This is a genomic window from Salinimonas sediminis (assembly GCF_003429285.1).
Taxonomy (GTDB): Bacteria; Pseudomonadota; Gammaproteobacteria; order Enterobacterales; family Alteromonadaceae; genus Alteromonas; species Alteromonas indica.
On record NZ_CP031769.1, the window covers coordinates 3,259,428 to 3,281,187 of the forward strand.

The 21,760-nt window shown below is 49.9% G+C and carries 17 protein-coding genes; 9 read left to right on the plus strand and 8 right to left on the minus strand.

Annotated features, from left to right (window positions below; all coding sequences use genetic code 11):
- The first annotated feature begins 22 nt into the window (after positions 1-22).
- Positions 23-1,312 (plus strand): MGH1-like glycoside hydrolase domain-containing protein, encoded by a 1,290-nt coding sequence (locus tag D0Y50_RS14385; RefSeq protein WP_108567602.1) that lies wholly within the window; start codon positions 23-25, stop codon positions 1,310-1,312.
- Positions 1,313-1,355: 43 nt separating this feature from the next.
- Positions 1,356-2,549: an AGE family epimerase/isomerase gene (locus D0Y50_RS14390; protein WP_117317577.1), complete on the plus strand. Its 1,194-nt coding sequence runs from the start codon at positions 1,356-1,358 to the stop codon at positions 2,547-2,549.
- Between the two features lie 248 nt (positions 2,550-2,797).
- On the opposite strand, the gene D0Y50_RS14395 is transcribed toward D0Y50_RS14390, so the two are convergent.
- A complete protein-coding gene (locus tag D0Y50_RS14395; protein ID WP_117317579.1) occupies positions 2,798-3,928 on the minus strand; it encodes a YeiH family protein in 1,131 nt (376 codons plus the stop codon).
- Positions 3,929-4,039: 111 nt separating this feature from the next.
- Here D0Y50_RS14395 and D0Y50_RS14400 point away from each other — a divergent pair, with 111 nt between their 5' ends.
- A complete protein-coding gene (locus D0Y50_RS14400) occupies positions 4,040-4,912 on the plus strand; it encodes a LysR substrate-binding domain-containing protein (protein WP_117317581.1) in 873 nt (290 codons plus the stop codon).
- 62 nt (positions 4,913-4,974) lie between these two features.
- On the opposite strand, the gene D0Y50_RS14405 is transcribed toward D0Y50_RS14400, so the two are convergent.
- Entirely contained in the window at positions 4,975-5,892 is a 918-nt protein-coding gene (locus D0Y50_RS14405) for a LysR family transcriptional regulator (protein ID WP_117317582.1), read from the minus strand.
- Positions 5,893-5,997: 105 nt separating this feature from the next.
- Here D0Y50_RS14405 and D0Y50_RS14410 point away from each other — a divergent pair, with 105 nt between their 5' ends.
- The 3 genes from D0Y50_RS14410 to D0Y50_RS14420 all read left to right on the plus strand — a co-directional run bounded on the left by D0Y50_RS14410 (position 5,998) and on the right by D0Y50_RS14420 (position 7,737).
- Positions 5,998-7,110: an MFS transporter gene (locus D0Y50_RS14410; protein WP_117317584.1), complete on the plus strand. Its 1,113-nt coding sequence runs from the start codon at positions 5,998-6,000 to the stop codon at positions 7,108-7,110.
- Positions 7,111-7,342: 232 nt separating this feature from the next.
- The gene (locus tag D0Y50_RS14415) at positions 7,343-7,534 is read left to right on the plus strand and encodes a hypothetical protein (protein ID WP_108567596.1); all 192 of its coding nucleotides are present in this window, start codon (positions 7,343-7,345) and stop codon (positions 7,532-7,534) included.
- An 11-nt stretch (positions 7,535-7,545) separates the two neighbouring features.
- Positions 7,546-7,737 carry a hypothetical protein gene (locus tag D0Y50_RS14420; RefSeq protein WP_117317586.1) on the plus strand — a complete coding sequence of 64 codons (192 nt, stop codon included), beginning with the start codon at positions 7,546-7,548 and terminating at the stop codon, positions 7,735-7,737.
- A 256-nt stretch (positions 7,738-7,993) separates the two neighbouring features.
- Here the strand turns inward: D0Y50_RS14420 and D0Y50_RS14425 are convergent, their stop codons facing one another.
- Positions 7,994-8,530, minus strand: coding sequence for a DUF2780 domain-containing protein (locus tag D0Y50_RS14425; RefSeq protein ID WP_117317588.1), 537 nt, complete (start codon positions 8,528-8,530; stop codon positions 7,994-7,996).
- A 239-nt stretch (positions 8,531-8,769) separates the two neighbouring features.
- On the minus strand, positions 8,770-9,309 hold the full coding sequence (locus D0Y50_RS14430; protein ID WP_117317590.1) for a DsrE family protein: 540 nt from the start codon (positions 9,307-9,309) through the stop codon (positions 8,770-8,772).
- A 629-nt stretch (positions 9,310-9,938) separates the two neighbouring features.
- On the opposite strand from D0Y50_RS14430, the gene D0Y50_RS14435 reads away from it, so the two are divergent.
- From D0Y50_RS14435 to D0Y50_RS14445, 3 genes are all read left to right on the plus strand, one after another.
- Entirely contained in the window at positions 9,939-11,918 is a 1,980-nt protein-coding gene (locus tag D0Y50_RS14435) for a BCCT family transporter (RefSeq protein WP_117317592.1), read from the plus strand.
- Between the two features lie 663 nt (positions 11,919-12,581).
- Positions 12,582-14,072 carry a SulP family inorganic anion transporter gene (locus D0Y50_RS14440; protein ID WP_117317594.1) on the plus strand — a complete coding sequence of 497 codons (1,491 nt, stop codon included), beginning with the start codon at positions 12,582-12,584 and terminating at the stop codon, positions 14,070-14,072.
- 10 nt (positions 14,073-14,082) lie between these two features.
- Positions 14,083-14,934 (plus strand): universal stress protein, encoded by an 852-nt coding sequence (locus D0Y50_RS14445; protein ID WP_108567590.1) that lies wholly within the window; start codon positions 14,083-14,085, stop codon positions 14,932-14,934.
- 161 nt (positions 14,935-15,095) lie between these two features.
- On the opposite strand, the gene D0Y50_RS14450 is transcribed toward D0Y50_RS14445, so the two are convergent.
- From D0Y50_RS14450 to gcvH, 4 genes are all read right to left on the minus strand, one after another.
- Positions 15,096-15,947 carry an OBAP family protein gene (locus tag D0Y50_RS14450; protein WP_117317596.1) on the minus strand — a complete coding sequence of 284 codons (852 nt, stop codon included), beginning with the start codon at positions 15,945-15,947 and terminating at the stop codon, positions 15,096-15,098.
- A 772-nt stretch (positions 15,948-16,719) separates the two neighbouring features.
- On the minus strand, positions 16,720-17,313 hold the full coding sequence (locus D0Y50_RS14460; RefSeq protein ID WP_108567587.1) for an outer membrane beta-barrel protein: 594 nt from the start codon (positions 17,311-17,313) through the stop codon (positions 16,720-16,722).
- Between the two features lie 1,044 nt (positions 17,314-18,357).
- A complete protein-coding gene (gene gcvP, locus D0Y50_RS14465; RefSeq protein ID WP_117318794.1) occupies positions 18,358-21,255 on the minus strand; it encodes an aminomethyl-transferring glycine dehydrogenase in 2,898 nt (965 codons plus the stop codon).
- A gap of 100 nt (positions 21,256-21,355) precedes the next feature.
- Entirely contained in the window at positions 21,356-21,745 is a 390-nt protein-coding gene (gcvH, locus tag D0Y50_RS14470; protein ID WP_108567586.1) for a glycine cleavage system protein GcvH, read from the minus strand.
- Between the last annotated feature and the right edge of the window lie 15 nt (positions 21,746-21,760).

Here is a 21,760-nt window from a genome sequence, read left to right on the forward strand (position 1 = left end):
AACTCATAATGGGTATATTGATATGACATCAGGTGCGGATACAACCACACAATCAATGATAGAACAGGCTCAGAAAACGTTACGGGATAACGATTTGGGCGGGTACACCGTGCCCACCCACGGCCTTTATCCGTTTCAGTGGAACTGGGATTCTGCCATCGTCGCACTGGGCTGGCTGCCGTTTGATGAGACTCGCGCCTGGGAAGAAGTAACCTCGTTATTGAGCGCCCAGTGGAAATCCGGCATGGTGCCGCATGTCGTATTTCATCGACCATCGGATACTTATTTTCCTGGCCCGGACATTTGGGGGGTACAAAACACTCCCGACAGCACTTCTATTACGCAACCGCCGGTGCTGGCAAGTGTAGTTAAACTGCTGCACCAGCACGGCCGCGAACAGGCGCTAAGCGGCGAGGCGCTGCATACCGTAGTACAACAACTTATTCGTTCCCATTTATGGTGGTACAACAGTCGCGATCCGGAAAATACCGGTTTGGTGGTAAGTTATCACCCCTGGGAGTCGGGTATGGACAATAGCCCTGCCTGGGATGAACCGCTGCGCGCGGTACCCAAAGTGCAGTGGAGTTATACCCGCCGCGACACCAGCCATATCGATGCATCGGAAAGGCCACATAAAGAAGAGTATGATCGATTTTTATATCTTGTGGATTTTTTCCGCAAAATGAATTTTGATGACACACTGATTTACCAGGACTGCCCCTATCGGGTGAATGATGTCAGTATGATCTCTATTTTACACCGCGGCACCCGGGATTTGCTGGCCCTGTGTCATGATCTGGGCATTGAAAATGCGCAAACTCAGTATTTGGCCCACCGCATGACATTGACCGAAGAGGCAATTGGCGAGCTGTGGCATGCCGATACGCGGATGTTTCACAGTAAAGATACGCGCTCTGGAAAATTATGCATGGCCCGCACCTCGGCAGGCATGTTGCCATTGTTTGCCGGGCTGGTTAGCCATACACAACTCCCCTTGCTCATTAATGAGTTAGACCATTGGCTTAAGAATCGGCCGTTTGCGTTGTCATCTACCCACCCAGAAGATCCCAACTATGAACCTCAGCGTTACTGGCGCGGTCCAATCTGGTTGCATATCAACTGGATGATAGCTGAAGGCTTGCTGGACTATGGCTGCACCAGTCAGGCTGAACGCATTAAAGAAGCCAGCCGCGATCTATTGTACGTTAGCGGATACAACGAGTCGTTTCATGCACAAACCGGAGCCCGTAGCGGCGGCGCCGATTTTTCATGGACGGCAGCCATGGCTCTGTACTGGTTGTTACCGGCTTAACCTGCATCGCTTACAATACCTGCGCGCAGGTAAAGGAGAAACCATGAACCCTGACTTTACGCAACCGGCTTTTTTAGTTCAACATATTGAACAGACCCTGGCGTTTTATGAACCTAATGTCGATGCTCCGGAAGGCGGCTTCTATCAAAACTTTATGGACGATGGCCGGGTTTACGATAAGCAAACCCGCCACTTAGTAAGCTCTACACGCTTTGTGTTTAACTACGCCCGGGCTTATCTGCGCTTTAATAAACCGGAGTACCTGACGCGAGTGGAGTCCGGTATAGCCTTTATCCGTAACTTCCATTTACAAACGACCTCCGGCGGGTACGCCTGGACCCTGGCGGTGCAACCAAACCATGTTAAGGTAACAGATGCCACCAACCACTGTTATGGTCTGGCTTTTGTCATACTGGCGTATAGCTGGGCGTACCGGGCGGGCCTGGCCTCAGCTAAAACCTATCTGGATGAAGCATGGCAATTGCTTAACCGCCATTTTTGGGATGCCGAAAATGGCTTGTATAAAGATGAGTGCAATGCCGACTTTACGCAATGTAGCGAGTATCGCGGGCAAAATGCGAATATGCATACCTGTGAAGCGCTAATTGCCGCGTACGAGGCAACAAAACGGCCTGAGTATCTGGAGCGCGCCCTGTTACTTGCTGACCATATTACTAATCGGCAGGCCGCCAAAGCGGATGGCCGCATCTGGGAGCATTACACCAAAGCCTGGGAAATTGACTGGCACTATAATAAGCAAGACCCGAAAAACCTGTTTCGTCCTTGGGGGTTTCAGCCGGGGCATCATACCGAATGGGCTAAATTATTATTGCAACTTGGCCAGCATAGCAGCGCAGCCTGGTTAACCGAACGGGCGGTAGCCCTGTTTAACAGCGTAATACCGCTAAGCTGGGATAGCCAGTATGGTGGCCTGTATTATGGTTTTGCCCCCGATGAAACCATTTGCGACGATGATAAATATTTTTGGGTACAGGCTGAAACCCTGGCATGTGCTGCCCGTCTGGCCACTGTCACCGGCGATACGTATTACTGGCAGTGGTACGATAAAATATGGGCATACAGTTGGCAGCATATGGTAGACCATGAACATGGTGCATGGTTTAGAATTTTAGGTAACGATAACCGTAAGCTGGAATCCACTAAAAGCCCGGTGGGTAAGACCGATTACCACACGATGGGGGCCTGTTACGATATTTTGGATACCCTGGGCGCATAACCCGCTAAGCACCAAGGCCCGTCGGTAGCGCTATGTTATTAGCCAACACAATATACCGGCGCCCCGCTATCCGGGCGCGCCGGCTATTTTATCTGCCTGTTATGCAGTCATGCGAGGCCAATTATCTCCAGTAAAACGGCGCCAGGTTTAAACAATGTGGACCTGTAAAGTTTCGGCCAACACGGTGTAGAGAACAATAAGCGATAGTAGGCTGGCGTCCAGGCGGCGTGTTTGTTGCTGGCCGGCCGCTACACAACAGTATATTCCACCAGCCCATACCCTCCTATTGTCAGTATAGCCAATAGCAGTGCCCCCAAGGCCATAGGTTTATAGCCTGCCTGGCGTAATACTGCAGCCTGCGTACTTAGCCCCAAAGCCACCATCGCCATAGTAAGCATGGTAGCGTCTATCAGCTGTAATGCATGATAATAACGTTCGGGTAACCGCCAAACAGAATTCGCCCCTATGATCAGGATAAACGCAATGGCAAACCAGGGAATTTGAATTCTGCGTTTGGCAAAGGAATTCGCGGCGTAGCTGGCACCTTCGCGGGCTTTTATTGGTGGGGATTGATCTCTATTGGCTTGCCTGCTACGGCCCGCAGAAAAGTAGGATAACAGCAGTAAAAATGGGGCCAGCAGCATTACCCTGAGCATTTTTTCCATTATCGCGATATCGGCGGCCTGGGGGCTTATCGCACTTGCTGCTGCAATGACCTGCGCCACCTCATGAACGGTCGCCCCAACGTATAAGCCATAACGGTGTTGGCTCATATCCAAACTATGATACAGCACCGGATACAAAAACATACTTACCGTACCAAAGATCACCACGGTAGCTATGGCCACCACTATCTGGTGCATACGCGCCTGGATAACCGGCGCGGTGGCTAAAATGGCTGCGGCCCCGCAAATAGAGGACCCCGCTCCAATCAATATCACAGTGTTAATTTCAAGGCCGAATACGTATCGTCCGACCACCAGAGCCGTACTGAATACCGTCATCATCACCGCCACATCAATAATAAGGCCTTGCAGGCCGATGTGGGCAAGCTGGTCATAGGTAAACCTGAAACCGTACAGTATAACGCCAACTTTTAGGACGTGGGATTTGGCTAGCGCAATGCCCGGCTGCAGGTCGATAATAGGCCCGTGCAAGGTGCGTTTTACCATTCGCCCAACCGGTAGATTCGCCAATAGCAACCCCGCCACTATCCCCAGGGTTAACGCGCTTACCCCCATAGCTTGCAGGTAGCGTGTGCTGGCCAGAGCGGCGGCCCCTACCGCCAGTATGAAAACCAACGTCAGGCCCGGCAGCCAGCGCTTTGCTGTGCGCTGCAAAAGCCGGCCTGAAGCGACGTAAGAGAATGATAAAGACATAACAATCCAACCTGTTAATCCGTATGTAAAACAGGTTGTCACAGCGTAAGGTTATCGATAGCATCACTCAAATACATCATTTTCCGTTTATTATAACCAGAGGTAATAGAATTGAATTTGCATGGCTTACGGGTGTTTTACCACGTATGTAACCACAACAGTTTTTCGCGGGCGGCGCAGGCGATGTTTATCAGCCAGCCTGCGGTATCTAAAGCGGTTAAAGAACTGGAACACGTTACCGGTCTACCGCTGATATACCGCGCGGCTCGGGGGAAAGGTATTCAGCTTACCGAAGCGGGGCAGGCATTATATGAACACGCCAGAGGGATCTTTTCGCTGGAACAGGCAGCCCGCGAAGATCTCAAGGCCCGCGCCGGGCTGCAACGCGGAACATTAGTCGTGGGCGCCAGTACCACCGTAGCCAGCTACTGGTTAGCGTCGGTTATAGCTCGCTTCCGCCAAGCGCACCCGGCTATTGAGATTAGACTAAGCGTAGCCAATTCAGCCCACATCGAACAGGCGTTACTGGCATGTGAGGTGGATCTGGCTTTTGTCGAGGGTAAGATTGATCATCCTGCGATTACCTGCAACTTCTGGCAGCACGATCCCTTATGTATTGTGGCACCAGCCAACGCCCCGACCACCTTCACTAAGGCTTGCCTGGCCGAACAAACCTGGTTATTACGCGAAGCCGGTTCAGGCACCCTTAGCGTGATGACGAATTATTTGCGCGAGCAAAATATTGCTACCCCCCATACGATCGAGCTGGGCAGTAACGAGGCCATTATCCAGGCGGTAGCCTGCGGTTTAGGATTATCGATTGTGCCCCGGGTAGTGGCTGCAGAGCGGCTGGCGCTTAACAAAATTCAATATATTACTATTCCCGGTGGCGAGTTGCCCGGACCGCGCCCTTTGTATTACCTGCGTTTTCACAACCGTCCACTCACCCCTGCTGCACAACAATTTTTAACCCTGGCCCACTAATTCAATCAGTACTGGTGGTAGATGCAGTATCGGCAAAGATACTGCACATCCGGCTTTGTCACTTAGTTCAAGGTGGGCATACTTGCCGCAATAGATGCTGGGCTGGCGTTAGCCTCAAACCAGCTTAACCAGCGCTTCGTGACGGCATTAGGATGCTGTTGCCAGTGCATTTCAAGCGATACCGTTAAAGGTGTCGACAACGGTACAAAGTGGCATAAATCGGTTTGTAAACGGCTAACACAACCAGGCACCAGCCCAATATCACGACTACAGGATAGCTGGGTCAGCAGCGCCTGCATCGTCACCGGTTCGCTGGTCACCGATGGTTGCAATTGTTGCGCGTGAAACGCACTGATGATGGTATCAAACAGCGTGGGCGCTTGTTGGCGGGCAAACAAGGTTAGTTTATGTTCGTTAAGCTGGGTAAGGCTCAGCTGCGGCGCCCCGGCCAGAGGGTGATTATCGGCCATTACCGCCACAATAGGATCGTTGAGCAAGTGGCGGCTGTGAATAGTAGTCGCCGGATGCTGATGCACCGGGCGCGAAAAGCCCACATCGATATTGCCATGGTGCAGCGCTGCGAACTGTTGTGCTGCAGTCATCTCTACTATTTCGATTCTGACCTGAGCCGCGTGGGCGGCAAAATCGCGTAACAATAAAGGTAAAAAGGCCGCGCACGCTGAGCTCAAATAGCCTATTCGAAGGGTGCCTTGCGCCCCGCTTTGGACCCGCTGCGCGTCTACGCGGGCTTGCTCGGTTTGGCGCAACAAGCCTTCAGCATGTTGTAAAAACGCGGCGCCTGCCGCGGTAAGCTCTACCTGCCTTGTGGTCCGCGAAAACAAGGTTACCTCAAGCTCTTGCTCCAACGCATTGATATGGCGGCTTACCGCTGACTGTACAGTATGTAACTGCTGAGCAGCCAGGGAAAAACTGCCACTGTGAGCCAGTTTTACAAACGTCTTAAGGTGTTTAAAGTTCATACCCTACCTATGCCATAAACAGATAAATAAGTCACTATAATATCATTTAACGTATTAATTAATTGTTTGTAAAGTGTCGGCCTCAACAGATTAACTGGAAGCACGATGAATTTATCCCGAACCGGCGAAGCAACCCTGCTACTAGTTGCTACCCTGACTATTATGGTGGGCGCTACAGTGGCGCCTGGCTTACAGTCAATAGCCCCCGCCCTGGGCGTAGCAGCATACGCGCCCTTATTAATTACCCTGCCCGCCCTTGGTGCGATAATTTTTGCCCCCCTTGCAGGAAGGCTCATTGACAATATAGGGGCCCGCCCTACGCTGATCCTCTGTTTGGCCGGCTATTTTTTAGCCGGCACCGGCGCGATATTTTTACACGGCCCCTGGCCGGTAGCTGCAGACCGGATTATTTTGGGGGGCTTTGCGGCTGGGTCGATGGCTGCGGGGACCGCATTAATTTCGCAGTGGTACGTTGGTAACGCCCGGCTCAAAATGATTGCTAAACAGGGCATGGCGATAGAACTGGGTGGCGTGTTTGTCTTATTTTTAGGAGGGATACTTGCAGAGTTCAACTGGCGGGGCCCTTTTGCGCTTTACGCAGTCGCGTTGCTCAGCCTGTTATTGCTACTGTGCTTTGTACCCGCTACTGCCCCAGCCCCTCAGCATAGCGACGAAAGTGCCCCGACGGCGACCCCGTCAATGCGCCCGGTAGTGATATTTGCCACGCCTTCCATGGCCCTATTTTTTAGCATGTTCATTTTGCTACCCGGGGTTATGGCGCAAGTTGGCTATAGCGAATCGCAGACCGGCTATTTATTATCGTTTATTTCGCTGGTGGCCGTCTTTGCGGCTATGGTAATGCCAAAGGTAGTGGCAACCAGTAATGCAAATAGCACCTTAATGTTGGCTTTTGCCAGTTATGCTGTGGCATTAATCGGGTTTGGCCTGACCGCCACCCCCCTGGGCCTGGCAATAGCCGCTATATTTGCCGGCGTTGGCTTCGGCTTTTCCATTCCGCTGTTAAACCATGCTGCGGTAGAGCGCAGTACTGATCATACCCGCGGGCGCAACCTGGCATGGTTCGCAATGGCCGTATTTTTAGGCCAGTTTGCCACCTCGGCATTAGAGTTTGTTCCCTTAAGCCCCCAATTAACCTTGATGTGTTGCGCCGCCATGGCGGCAATATGCGCATTATGGGTAAGACGTGTAACACTTTAACAGCGCTACGACGAGGGAGCGCCACGCCCGGTTAGCGCTGAATTGGTTAATGGGTCGGGGCGTGCTGACTGCGAGTAACCATACAACGCCTGACTCGGGGGTAATTCCCGCACTTGGATCAGTAGGATATCAATAATGCGCTGCTAAGCTTATTAAGACAGCAAGGGTATTCAGGTTCCTTGCTGCAACATCCCAAAATGAAATTATTGAACAAACTCACAAGGAAAGTTTTATGCAGGAATTAACCATTACAGAGTTAGACCACATCAGCGGCGCCGCACTGAGTCGGGAAGCAAGCTGGACGGCCAGCATTGGCGTGTCTGCGGCGCTGATAGGCGTAGCTGTGGTGGCTACCGGGCCGCTGGCTATTGCCGCTATAGCTGGCTCTTACGCTGCTTCATATGTAAGTACTTTATATGTATAGGGCTGTGCGCTATGAACCCACACACCACGCGGTTACGTAAAGGGCTAGGTGCCAGCTTTGTTATTGTTGGTGTACTGTTTATTTTAGCCAGTAATTTTAACGTTAGCAGGCTGACCCACTCGTATGTAGGTATTGCTTGCTTTGTTTTGCTGTTGGCTGGCTTTGTGTATTGTGCACTAAAGCAGACCGGGCCCAGACAGTAACCACCCGGCCAAAATGACACCTGGCACGGGCCGGCGGCTAGCCAGATCCGACCGGCCCAGCCTGGGGATAGGCATCAAGCCAGATACCTTCCCAAAACCATGTGCCGGCGTGATGAGCAAACCCATGGGCTGGTGTGATGAGTAAACTCACGGGCTGGCCACGGCCAGCTCAGCCGCACCGGCTTATTGGGGGCGTCGAAACGCCCCGTGCACTGGCTTTACCAAGATGAAAAGTGGGCGATATCGGGTTGGGCGTTTAGCCGCCCAGTTTGCCTAAACCTTGCACCAGCATTTGTTTTATCTGCTGGCCCTGATCGGTATCTAAATACGCTTTGGCGCTTTCAATAACTTGCATTATCTGGTTTGGCTCTAAACCTAACGAGGCAAACTGGTTTTGTAACTGGCTACCAGCGGCCATTTCTTTACTATAACTTGCCGCTTTATTCATCAGGCTACCCATTTTGCTACCTGATTCGGCTGTATCTTCGGCCTGAGGCACGGCATTAAGCAGGCTGTCTAAGCCCGGCAACTTGGCGCTAAGGGCACTAAATTGTTCGCTACTGATATTATTTTTGGCGTAATTAAATATAGATGCCAGGCTACCTGTGGCCTGTTCTTGTGAAATGCCTACCGATTCACTAACTGCGCTAACCATGCCAGATACCGTGGGGGTGCCTTTTACTTGTTCAGCTTTGTTCATTAAATCCTGGGTCGTATCTGCCCATCCGGCCGCATAGGTTTGCGGTGCCAAAGCTAAAGCCGATACGGCCAAAAGTGAATAAAATGCTTTCATAATAAAACCTGCGCTGTGGTAAAGAGTCCCTCGATGATAAACGTTAATACCCTTATGCGCGACGACATTTACAGTTATACCTTAGTCTAGCGGAACGGTCGGTCCGCCAGGGCGCCGCAAGAAAAAGCTATTTATTGACCGGTATCTTTCGCGCCTGCCCATGTTTCTTAGGCAGCGCGATTGCTCCCCTACAACGGCAGGTTTTTTACATGCTGGTGGGCGGGTGCTGAATTTTCTGTTTAAAACGGGTTCACTGAAAAGCCTTGTTCACTTAGCCTGGCATGAGCCGTCATGGCTGACAGATCCATTTCTACCCCTTCAATCAGCATTGCCGGAGTTACATTGTTAGCGGCAGAAGACTGGCCACACACCACCACTTTGACATTGTGCTTGAGGAGCGCGCTAACCAGCGCCTGGCTGGGGTTTTCGCTACCCTTTTTCTGTTTATAGGCCGAATGCTTAATGACATCCAGTGTGGCCGTGCCGTGGACCACCAGCGCCAGCTGAATATTGTCTAATTTAGACCCATTGGCTACATGCATATTAATAAACCGGGCCAGTGAATCGAAACCCTCGTTCGCCTGGCCCGGCTTGGCACTGGTGGCTACGTCAAAGGCCACCTTAAACATATGAGTTGGCGCTATGCTCACTTCAGGCACCGGGGCATGGGCGCCAAATTCGCTAAACACCGGCCCGGTGGAAAAATTGCTGCTATTGCCAAATGCCGCTGCCGTTGTCAGCAGACTAATTAAAAGTGTAATACCGGATAGACGTTTCATGAGCGCTCCTGTTATTGAAAGGAAATATGGGCGTAAGATAGAACCTGGCGTGGTTAGCGCGCCCCCTGGTATGTCGAAAACTCAGCTTAACCGGTTTTTCTGTGGGTGAACACCGCCCGGTCGGCTAACTTACCTAATATTGGGCCGTAGAAAGGCAGTACTGGCGCTTAGGAATTGTCAGACAAATATATATTACAGACCTTCTGAGCGGTCTATTTACTGCCCTTTATGGCAATACTGCTTTCAACTTTTATCCCACACCAGGCCCGCCTGCCACATTTTCTTACTTATAAGCTAAACCAGATGTATGTTAGCTACGTAATTTACCGCTATCTCGAAAAGTGTCTAACGCGCTGCCCCTGCATGAGCGAAGGCGGGTGCAGGTGGGCGGTTTTTAGCAAGGCATAAGCTCTGATAGATCCACAGGGCATCATTGCCTGAAAGATTAAGCCTTGAGTGCATCAGGCAGCGTTTGTTAGGATCGCCTGCTTTTTTTTCACTCTTCATTTGTTGCTCTGTGCCAGAGCGATAAGAACATTGGCCGTAGCAACACAAACATTATGTGTTCCGGGCCATCGTAACTGTGGGTTTGTCGCCCTGGCTACGCCCTTAAATATTCTTCTTTAACTATGAAAACTTCTACTTCTGTAAATCGTCCTGTTTTCTACTCCTCTGTGCTGGTGGCTATCGTTATCAGCGTGATTGCGGGTATTGCACCTAAAACGATTAGCGCCCAACTTAATGCCACCCAGACCTGGCTGGTTGGCCATTTCAGCTGGTTGTATATATTGGCAGTAGCGGTATTTGTGCTGTTTTGCCTGTTTGTAATGGTAAGCCGTTTAGGCGATATCAAGCTGGGGCCTGATCATGCCGAGCCCGAATACACTTATGGGTCGTGGCTGGCTATGCTGTTTTCAGCCGGCATGGGGATTGGCCTGATGTTTTGGGGCGTATCGGAACCGGTAATGCATTATTTATCGCCGCCCACTGGCGAAGCCGGTACGGTGAGCGCGGCGCAGCAAGCGGTTCGCATTACGTTATTCCATTGGGGCCTGCATGCCTGGGCTATTTATGCCGTGCTGGCACTCGCCTTGGCGTACTTTTCGTTCCGTCACAAATTACCCTTGTTACCACGTAGTGTGTTGTATCCGCTTATCGGCGATCGCATTTATGGCCCGTTAGGCCACCTAACCGATACTTTTGCTGCCGTCGGTACCCTGTTTGGGGTGGCTACCGGGTTAGGATTTGGTGTAGAGCAAATCAGCGCAGGACTGTCTTACGTACTGGACTCTCCAGGCACGCGCGACCAGCAGTTACTGTTAATTGCTGTGGTGGTGGGCTGCGCTATGGTGTCCGTAGGGCTGGGGCTGGACGCCGGCATTAAACGCTTATCGAACGTTAACATGGTATTGTCGTTAATTTTAATGATTGCCGTCCTGCTACTTGGGCCCACCGCTTTTTTACTTAAAACCTTTGTGCAAAATACGGGGAATTACGTAAGTGAGCTGCTGTATAGCACATTCAATCTGTATGCTTATGATAAAAAAGAAGCCTGGTTAGGCGGCTGGACTGTATTTTACTGGGGCTTCTGGATTGCCTGGTCACCCTTTGTAGGCACTTTCATTGCGCGTATTTCCCGGGGCCGCACTATCCGCGAATTTACTGTAGGTGTTTTGTTCGTACCCACAGTTATCAATATTTTATGGATAACCCTGTTTGGTAATAGCGCATTGCAGATTATCGGACTGGAGCTGGACCATCCGCTGGCCGAAGCCATTAATAGTGATATCGCTATTTCATTGTACGCGCTGTTTGACTACCTGCCGATGACCGGTATTTTATCGGTAATTGCCATTGTGCTGGGGTGTACGTTTTTCGTAACCTCCGCCGACTCTGGCGCCTTGGTGGTAGATACCCTGACCTCCGGCGGCCAGGTAAATACTCCACTGGCCCAGCGGTTGTTTTGGACCGGGCTGATTGGGGTTATTGCTGCTAGTCAGCTTTACGCCGGCGGACTTTCTGCGTTACAAACACTGGTAATTGTGTCGGCATTTCCCCTGATATTTATCCTACTGCTGGCCTGCTATACGCTGTTCAAAGCATTACGAAATGACTCTTTACTACAACATAATGTGCAGCAACACACTGGTGCACTGCAGTTTTCAGAGTCAAACCTAGACTGGACCAGCCGCTTAGATACGCTACTGGATCATCCTCTACACAGCCGCGCGCAGAAGTTTATTACCCAAGTGGCGCAGCCTGGTTTGCGGGCGTTATGTGAGCAGCTGGAACAACGTGGCTTAAACGCAGAATTACAGGTTGAACCCGAGCGTGTACGCATGGTGATTTATAAAGAAGGGGCAGAGAATTTTGCGTACGGCATTCGTTTACGCGAATATGCCGTTCCGCATTTTTCATCGCAATATGCCTCTGGTAAATACTTCCGGGCGGAGGTCTTTTTGCATCAGGGCGGACAGCAATACGATGTATTTGGCTTTACCCAAAAGCAAATAATTGCCGATGCCATCAGCCAATATGAACGGCACCTGCACTTTCTGCACTTATCTAAGGGTGAGAACGTGAACACCGGGGCCGTAGAGGAAAGCTAATTTTGTTAACACCCTATCCGCCTCCCCCGCAAGCGTAACCAGGTCGTTGCCCTCGCGCGGTTATATGGTAAAGAATCGCGGCCGGGCTATTGTCATATTGTCGTGGCCCTTTACTTAATGCCTTACCTGGCAGTTTACGCCTGCCAGGTACCTTTAGTGACTTCACCCGGATTGCTCCATCCTATGGCACACGATATCCAATAATAGCCTACCAGGGGGATCGTCGGTAAATGCCACCACCGCACGCGAAGCGAAGCATAAGCAGCGGCTGCGCTTCGTCTTTTTTGCTGGCAACGGCTATTCCGTTGTAGTTATTTCGTTATAGCTATCCCATTTAAGCTATCCTGCTATACAGATAGTGTAGCGGCCATGCCATGACGACAAACAGGGTGACCACCATAGTGGCCGTCACTGAATGCAGGTCTTAAGCTAGCGAATGGTTATAGCGGTTAGCATAAATATTTTAACAACAACGCCAAGTACGGTATGCTCTGTTCACGATTATTCACACGGAGCCAACTTTGACCCTTACGCCGCCCTAGGCCTCCCCTTCGTTTTACCCCGCTCACTGATTGAGCAACCTTATCGCGTTCCTCGCGAGACCACTTTGTATGCGTTTTTCTATTCCTCTTAAAGAGGAACTACACTTTAGGTAACTTTTGCATGTTCGAACACGTAAAGAGAGACTGGCTCTCTAATATCCGTGGTGATGTGCTTGCGGGTATTGTAGTGGCATTAGCCCTCGTGCCTGAAGCGATTGCTTTTTCAATTATTGCTGGCGTTGATCCCAAGGTCGGCTTGTATGCTTCTTTTTGTATTGCCGTGGTCATCGCCTTTGTAGGCGGTCGTCCGGGTATGATATCTGCTGCTACCGGTGCTATGGCGCTGCTTATGGTGACATTGGTAAAAGAGCATGGCCTTGAGTATTTGCTGGCTGCCACCTTACTTACTGGCGTGTTGCAAATAGCGGCAGGCTTTTTACGGCTAGGCGAGCTGATGCGTTTTGTGTCACGCTCAGTGGTAACCGGCTTTGTTAATGCATTGGCTATTCTTATATTTATGGCGCAACTGCCCGAATTGACCAATGTAACTTACCCTGTCTATGTAATGACTGCCGCTGGGCTGGGAATCATTTATTTGTTCCCCTATATACCGGTAATTGGTAAAGCTATCCCCTCTCCGCTGGTGTGTATTGTGTCTTTAACGATAGTCGCAATGGTCATCGGCCTGGACATTCGAACGGTGGGCGACATGGGCGAACTGCCTGATACTTTGCCTATCTTTTTATGGCCGGACGTACCGTTAACGCTGGAGACCTTGGCGATTATCTTTCCATACTCAGCCGGTCTGGCAGTAGTTGGCTTATTAGAGTCAATGATGACCGCCACCATCGTGGACGACCTGACCGACACCAACAGCGACAGAAACCAGGAATGTAAAGGCCAGGGTATTGCCAATATTGGCGCGGGCCTGTTTGGTGGTATGGCTGGCTGTGCCATGATTGGTCAGTCGATTATCAACGTTAAGTCAGGGGGCCGGGGACGGTTATCCACTTTCATCGCCGGCGCATTTTTACTGGTCATGGTAGTGTTTCTGGATGAATGGTTACGTCAGATCCCCATGGCAGCCTTGGTTGCGGTAATGATTATGGTGTCTATCGGAACCTTTTCATGGTCATCCATCCGCGACCTGCACAAGCACCCATTGTCGTCTAATATTGTGATGATAACTACCGTGGCGGTGGTGGTGGCCACTCATAACCTGGCGATTGGGGTATTAATTGGGGTATTACTGGCTACCTTGTTCTTTGCCAACAAAATTGGCCGCTTTATGGCGGTTAAATCACATTATTGTGCATCCGAAAAAGTGCGTACCTATGAAGTTATAGGCCAGGTTTTCTTTGCCTCTGCAGAACAGTTTATTGCCGCATTTGACCTGAAAGAAGCCGCCAATACAGTGGTGATAGACCTTACGCATGCTCACTTTTGGGACATTACTGCCGTTTCTTCGTTGGATAAGGTGGTGCTTAAGTTTCGGCGCGAAGGAGCAACGGTGAAAGTAGTGGGAATGAATGAGGCGACTGAAACCGTGGTAGATAAATTTGGCGTTCACAACGACCCGGCAGAAGTTGATAAATTGCTAGGTGGACACTAGGAGTCAGACAATGAATAAAATAATAACATGTATTGACGGGTCGGCCATCACCTCAGCGGTTACAGATGCTGGCGTATGGGCGGCACGCAAACTAAACAAACCATTATGCTTGCTGCATACCATTGAAAAGTCGCAGCAACATGGCGCCGATGATTATACCGGCGCTATTGGCTTAGGCGCACGTTCATCACTGTTAGAGGAGATATCCCGGCTTGATGAACAAAAAAGCAAGCTTGCGCTGGAACTGGGCAATGCGCTGCTCGACTCGGTGGCCGAACAAGCACGCGCGAACGGGCTTGAGTCAGTAGAAACCCTGCAGCGCCACGGCGATGTGGTTGACGCGTTGATGGCGCTACAGGAACAAACCCGGTTAATTGTTATTGGCCGTAAAGGAGAAGGCCACGATAATGAGTTTACGGCGCTGGGCTCCCACATCGAAACACTGTTGCGCAAAGCTACCGAGCCGGTTTTGATAGTCCCTGAAATGTTTGGTGCACCAACTTCCTTTATGATTGCCTATGATGGTAGAGAGGCCGCTGAGCGCGCCTTGCAAAAGGTGTTGGATGGCGGCCTACTACACGGGATAGATTGCCATTTGGTCGCCGTGAAAAATAACGAAGCAGAGTTAAAACACAAATTTGAGATTGCCGCCAACCAACTTGCCGACCGCGGGCTGAACGTGACCACTGCATATCTTGAGGGCAATATTAACGAGCAACTTCTGGGTTATCAGCTTGAGCACGATATTGACTTAGTGGTAATGGGCGCATTTGGGCATTCTCGCTTACGTCAATTTTTTGTAGGCAGTAATACCATGAAAATGCTTGAAAAGACGACGGTCCCCTTGATTATATTGCGTTAGCACGGTTTGTGGGTTAGGACGGGCCGAGCACACGGCCCATGCTATTTGAAGCATCACCGGTAACGTACTTAGATTGCTGTTACCGGTGTCAAAAGGTGCTTTCTGACTTATAGAAAATTTGTGGCTTAACGTAACGATGGGCCGTTAAGCCGTATTGCGGGCTATTTTTTGGTGGCTTGTTGGTCGACCACCCCGGGAATCTCCTGAGTGGGACGTCCAAACTGGCCTTTTAGCGTATCCACACCGCGTTGTGGTTCAGCCAATGGCGTCAGGCTTGAACGCGCTTTACGCCGTGCTTCAGTATCAATGTTCATGCGCTTATCGCGGGCCTCAACCAGACCAGGTTCATCTTCGCCTAAACGGTTAAACGACCAGGCTAATTTCGGGTCGCCCATAGGGATCATCTGGGCGCCTTCCTGCTGGTCGGTAGACCAGGTATGCCAGGTTTTCCCATAGCTGTTCATTTTACTTTTCATCACTTCGTAATCCGCTTTTTCCGGCAGTCCGGGCGCCACGAGTTGCCCTGACAAAATCTCTGCATTGTGCGGATGCCAGTAGGTTTTTTCCTGCTCAGGCAACTGCTCAAAAAGCCGCTTCGAAATAATATATTCCACCCCGGTTAAATTTGCGCTTTGCGTATTGCCATCAAATAGCGCGCACTGCGCAAACTCTTCATTCACCTGATTACAATAATGATGTGCTTCCATTTGGTGGGAAGGGTCGTCTTTCATAGGATGAAACCCCACCAGATACACATTCATTGGATCCAATGGCGCATTGTTTTGCAAGGTTGCTGCACCGGCTTCCAACACCTCAGTTTTCAATGTTTCCTCGTGCCCCTGGGCAGCGCTAGAAGATGTTGTCCCTGTGCCGGTACAAGCGCAAAGTGATAAAGCCACTATTGCACTTAGCCACCCTGCTTTCGAACGAGAGGTGAAAAATGATCGGTTCAAGCTGACACTATTATAGTGTGCCGATTGGTGTTGCGCCACAGTGGTTAGCAATGAAGGCATAATTAGCTCCTTGTCTTGTTGCGATTACACTAAATGGACGGCCGCTACGATGTACTGCTATTGCCTGTAGTCTTCGCGCTCGCGTGGTGGCGTTTAGCCCCTACCCCCGTAGCGATGACTAACGTGGCGGTTCACCCCAAAATGATGGGCATAAATACCCGGCTGACTAACTTGTTACCCATCACGGGCAGGGAAAGATTTTCATTTGATGGCAAAAAGCATTAAAAAATTGCTAAACCCTGAACGCTGCCGGCAGCAGCCTATATCAGCATCCTTTTACGGTGCAGCGGTTAGGTTAGGTTAGCCTCGCTTATCAGACGGCGGGCCGCCGAATCAAACTACGCAGACAACCTTCTCTCAGGCCCTGTAACCTTTATGGGCAGCATGGAGGTTTACAACAGCCTATTACCAGGCCGCGCCACCATACCCAGAGGTTTGAAGAATTACCGTCGTTACTGAGCAGGCAGTTAGGTTAGGCTGGCCTCGCTTATCAGACGGCGGGCCGCCGAAGCAAAGTACACAGATAATCCTCAGCCGCAAACAGTAAACTTTATGGGCAACATGGAGGTTTATGACAGCCCATTACCAGGCAGCATCAGCATACCCAGATGTTTGGGAACTACCCTGGTCACTGAGCAGGTAGTCAGGCAGTTTAGCTTAAGGAATGGGCGAAAGGCTATGATGAGAAAGGTAGTTAAGGGTGTAACAGCACAGACAATAAAACGTATACAAGCGGACTTGCGCCCGCTGTATACAAAACACTATCGCTATATTAGAAGCTGTAACGAATATCAGCACCTAAGAAATCAATGTCATCACGCATCTCATATGATGCGCCTACTGCAATAGCAGGTGTAATATAAAAGTTCGCGCCTGCAACGAAACCGGTATCGCCTTCGTCCATTTCAATATGTTTTACCGCTGCTGATAATTCCAGCTGGTCAATAATCATCGAGCGTATGCCCGCCTCGATACCAAATCCGTCATCATCGGCTTCTACGGATTCACCAAAGGCCGACGCTTCAATTTCAATACGTTCAAAGCTTACTACGCCGTAAACATCTGTGGTTTTGGTCGCACTATAGCGATAACCTACACCGGCAGAGAATTGACTAAGATCTGTGTCCAGACCGGATTCTTCTTCACTCAAGTCGCTGTAGTTCGCTTTTAAAAAGAAGTTTTCGCCAATAGCTTTAGACGCAGCAAGGGCATAACCTTTAGGCTCAAAGTCACCCGCGTCATCAATTTCAGCTTGTTGATAACCGGCTTCTACGTAATCCCATGAAGGACCGGCCGAAAACATGTCTGCTGCGAAGGCGTTGAATGAAAAAGTCGCAAATGCGGCTGAGATAAGAATGTGTTTCATTATGTTATTCCTTTAAAAAGTGTCTTTATCGCCAAACCAGGCGCAGGCACCATACAGCATGACGCCCCACAATAAAACAATTTTAGCCAATACACCCAAAAATACATGAGATAACTTTTTATGTATAAATATATATACCAATATATTATGGCTACCGTTTGATTCACAAAAAGGGGAAAGCGCGCTAATTCGCTATCGTTATTAAGTCTCACTCAGCCTAAAACCCTTTGTGAAAAATCGAAATGGAGCAGAAAACGCCGTGATAAACCTCTATACACTCATAACAAAATATATAACTATATTTCAATAGGTTAAATTCATTACTTCCTGCCTCAATCCTCTCTTTAAATAAATTCACCACGGTGTGGCGGCCTTACTGTGCAAGCATTATCCCCAGGGTAAAATAATAACCTGCTTTACCCGCCGCGCCTTTTGCTTTACGCAAAATAAGGGGGGGTTTACGTCTACAAACTCGGATAGCGCTCACTCTACATTTCATATTAAAATAAAATAAAAATATATTATTAGTCTTAATAATCATATAGTTAAAACTATAAGTTGGAATATATCGGTTATTTTCACTATATCTAACTTTATGTATATATGTATATTTTAATCCGTGTATGGACTCTTAGTTAGAAATGCACCCATGCAAAGGCCCTTCCCTTGGGCTAAGCAGCGCTAATAATTCGATAGCTTTTATCGGTCATGTACAGGAGATAATAAACAAAGACTCCATTGCGATTACCGCCCCTTATCTCTGCGCGCCAAAGCTTAATAATGTTGAGTGTTCACCCAGGCGCCTGTGGCAACCTACATAAATGTATACTCGCTACTGGCTAGTCTTAGTCATATTAAGTAGGCCCATAAACGCTTTGCTATAGTTTGCCGCGCTACAGATGCACTGCGGTCAACCGGATCGAGTTCTGGCCCACCAGGGAATATTATCCAATAAAAAAGGCGAACCAATTGGTTCGCCTTTATTCTGCCTAAGTCACCAGTTTCAATTGTAATTTCCAACTACAATTGATGCGGTCAATTCACTTATTCTTCCCGATAAGCCTCTATCGGGGCGCATGAGCACATCAGATTACGATCGCCATACACATCATCAATACGATTCACGCTGGGCCAGAACTTGTTACGGGCTACCGCAGCAACCGGATAGGCTGCCAAATTACGATCATAGCTGCGATCCCAGTTACTATCGCAAATATCGGCCAGAGTGTGGGGGGCGAAATGCAGTGGATTGTTATCCGCAGCCCACTCGCCACTTTCCACTTTGGCAATTTCTTTGCGAATGCTGATCATCGCTTCAATAAACCGATCCAGTTCGTATTTTGCTTCCGATTCGGTAGGCTCTATCATTAACGTACCCGCTACCGGGAAGCTCATGGTGGGGGCATGAAAACCGTAATCGTTCAGTCGTTTGGCAATATCGATTTCACTTACGCCACTGACTTCTTTTAATGGCCGCAAATCAATAATACATTCATGCGCCACCCGGCCGTTACGGCCTTTATAAAGAACGTCAAAGTGCCCTTCCAACTGCTTAGCAACGTAGTTGGCGTTAAGGATGGCTACCTGTGTGGCTTTGCGCAGGCCTTCGGCACCCATCATTTTGATATACATATAGCTAATAGGCAAAATAGAGGCACTGCCCCATGGGGCTGCCGATACTGCGCCGCAATCTTTACCGGCACCGTCAATATCGACTACGCTGTGGTTAGGTAAAAATGGCGCAAGGTGCGACTTAACCCCGATGGGACCCATGCCCGGACCGCCGCCACCATGCGGTATGCAAAATGTTTTATGTAGGTTCAAATGCGATACATCCGAGCCGATAAAGCCTGGCGCGGTAATGCCAACCTGCGCATTCATGTTGGCCCCATCCATGTAAACCTGGCCGCCATACTGGTGCACAATTTCGCACATTTCACGTACCGTTTCTTCGTATACCCCGTGGGTAGAGGGGTACGTAATCATCGCGCAAGACAGATTGTCGCCAACCTCCTCGGCTTTGGCGCGCAAATCCTTCAGGTCAACGTTACCGTTTTTATCACAATTTACCACTACCACCTTCAGGCTAACCATTTGCGCAGACGCAGGATTGGTACCATGGGCAGAGCTGGGAATAAGACATACGTTACGGTGCCCTTCACCACGGCTTTCATGATAACGCTGAATAGCCAGCAGCCCGGCATACTCGCCCTGCGCACCAGAGTTTGGTTGCATCGACATGGCATCGTAACCGGTAATGCTGATAAGCCATTGCGCCAACTCACTGATCATTTCGTGATAACCGGCCGCCTGATCCAACGGGGCAAAGGGATGCAGTTGGCCAAACTCCGGCCAGGTGACCGGAATCATCTCTGCCGTGGCGTTAAGTTTCATGGTGCATGAACCCAACGAAATCATTGAATGGTTCAGGGCCAGATCTTTGTTTTCCAGCGACTTAATATAACGCAGCATTTCAGTTTCTGAATGATACTGATTGAATACCTCGTGTTGTAGAATATCGCTGGTACGGCGTAGTGAAGCCGGAATTGACTGGCTACCTTGTGTAGTCACATCGTCATCCAGATTAGCCACTTGCAAATTATGGCCTTCTCCCAGTAGCACATCAAAAAGCGCCTGAACATCATTACGGGTGCTGGTTTCATCCAGTGCAATACCTACCGCGCCGTCGATATCTGCCCGCAAATTGATGCCTTTGGCATAAGCACGTTGCAACACATCAGCTTTGTTGTCGGTTAATACGGTGAGGGTATCAAACCAGGTAGCATGTTTTAGGCCCAGTCCCTTTTGTTTCAGGCCACTGGCCAGAATGTCCGCTAACCGGTGAATGCGCGAAGCAATCGTCTTCAGGCCCTCAGGACCATGGTAAACGGCGTAAAATGAGGCCATATTGGCTAATAAAACCTGCGCCGTACAAATGTTGGAGTTCGCTTTTTCCCGGCGTATATGCTGCTCGCGGGTTTGTAGCGCCATCCGCAGTGCCGGGCGGCCCCGGGTATCTTTACTTATGCCAATAATACGCCCGGGTAATGAACGTTTGTAGCTATCGCGGGTAGCAAAAAAGGCCGCATGTGGCCCGCCATAGCCCATCGGTACGCCAAAGCGCTGCGCACTTCCCAAGGCCACATCGGCGCCTAATTCACCTGGCGATTTCAACATTACCAAGCTCATCAGGTCAGCCGCTACAGCCACTATTCCTTTATTCGCCTGCACCGCGGCAATAGTATCGCTAATGTCCTTTACTTCACCGGTGGTAGACGGATATTGCAACAACGCGCCAAACACATCGTGGTCGCTAGCCTGTTCAGTCGGGCCACTGACAATACCAAAGCCAAACATTTCGGCGCGGGTTTCCACCACATCGCGGGTTTGCGGGTGCACATCATCGGCAATAAAGAACAGATTCGCTTTTTTGTTTTTGGACACGCGCTTGGCCAGGGCCATTGCCTCTGCAGCGGCAGTACCTTCATCCAGCAGCGAGGCAGAAGCCAGCTCCAGCCCGGTTAAATCAATAGTGACTTGCTGGAAATTTAGAATAGCTTCCAGGCGGCCTTGCGCAATTTCTGGCTGGTAAGGCGTATAGGCGGTATACCAACCTGGGTTTTCCAGCACATTCCGCAAAATAACATTCGGTACATGGGTATCGTAATACCCCATACCAATAAACGAGCGGTTGATTTTGTTCTTAGCCGCTACCGCTTTCAGTGCGCTTAAGGCGTCGACTTCGCTTGCGCCTTCACCGGTCTCTATCGGTTTGTCGAGTAATATTCCGGCAGGAACTGTTTGCTGGGTTAAATCATCCAACGACTCGGCGTTAATGGTTTGCAGCATACTGCTGATTTCCGTTTCGCCCGGGCCGATATGACGGCGAACAAAGGCATTGTTTTGCTCTAGCTGAGCCAGCGTTTTAGAGGTATCTGTCATAATGGTATTTAAGCGCGTGCCATGGTTGGTAAAAGACAAAAGGGGCGATAATCCGGCCCCTTTTCTTTAGTGGTACTGACGAGATGACAAGTCTTGTGGCTTATTCTTCGTCTATTGAGGCCTGATAACCTTCTGCATTTAACAGACCTTCCACTTCTTCTGGATCGTCGGCTTTGATTTTAAATAACCAGCCGTCGCCATAGGGGTCAGAGTTGACCAGTTCAGGGGAGTCTTCCAAATCTTCATTGATGGCAATCACTTCGCCGGTTAGCGGTGCATACACATCAGAAGCGGCTTTCACCGACTCCGCCACCGCGACATCGTCGCCAGTGCTCACTTTGTCACCTGCATCAGGCAGGTCGACAAACACCATGTCACCCAATAAATCCTGGGCGTGTTCAGAAATGCCTACAGTGAAAACACCGTCGCCTTCAGGGCGAACCCACTCATGGGTAGCGGCGTAGCGTAAATCAGAGGGGATATTGCTCATAGTATTTCCTGACGT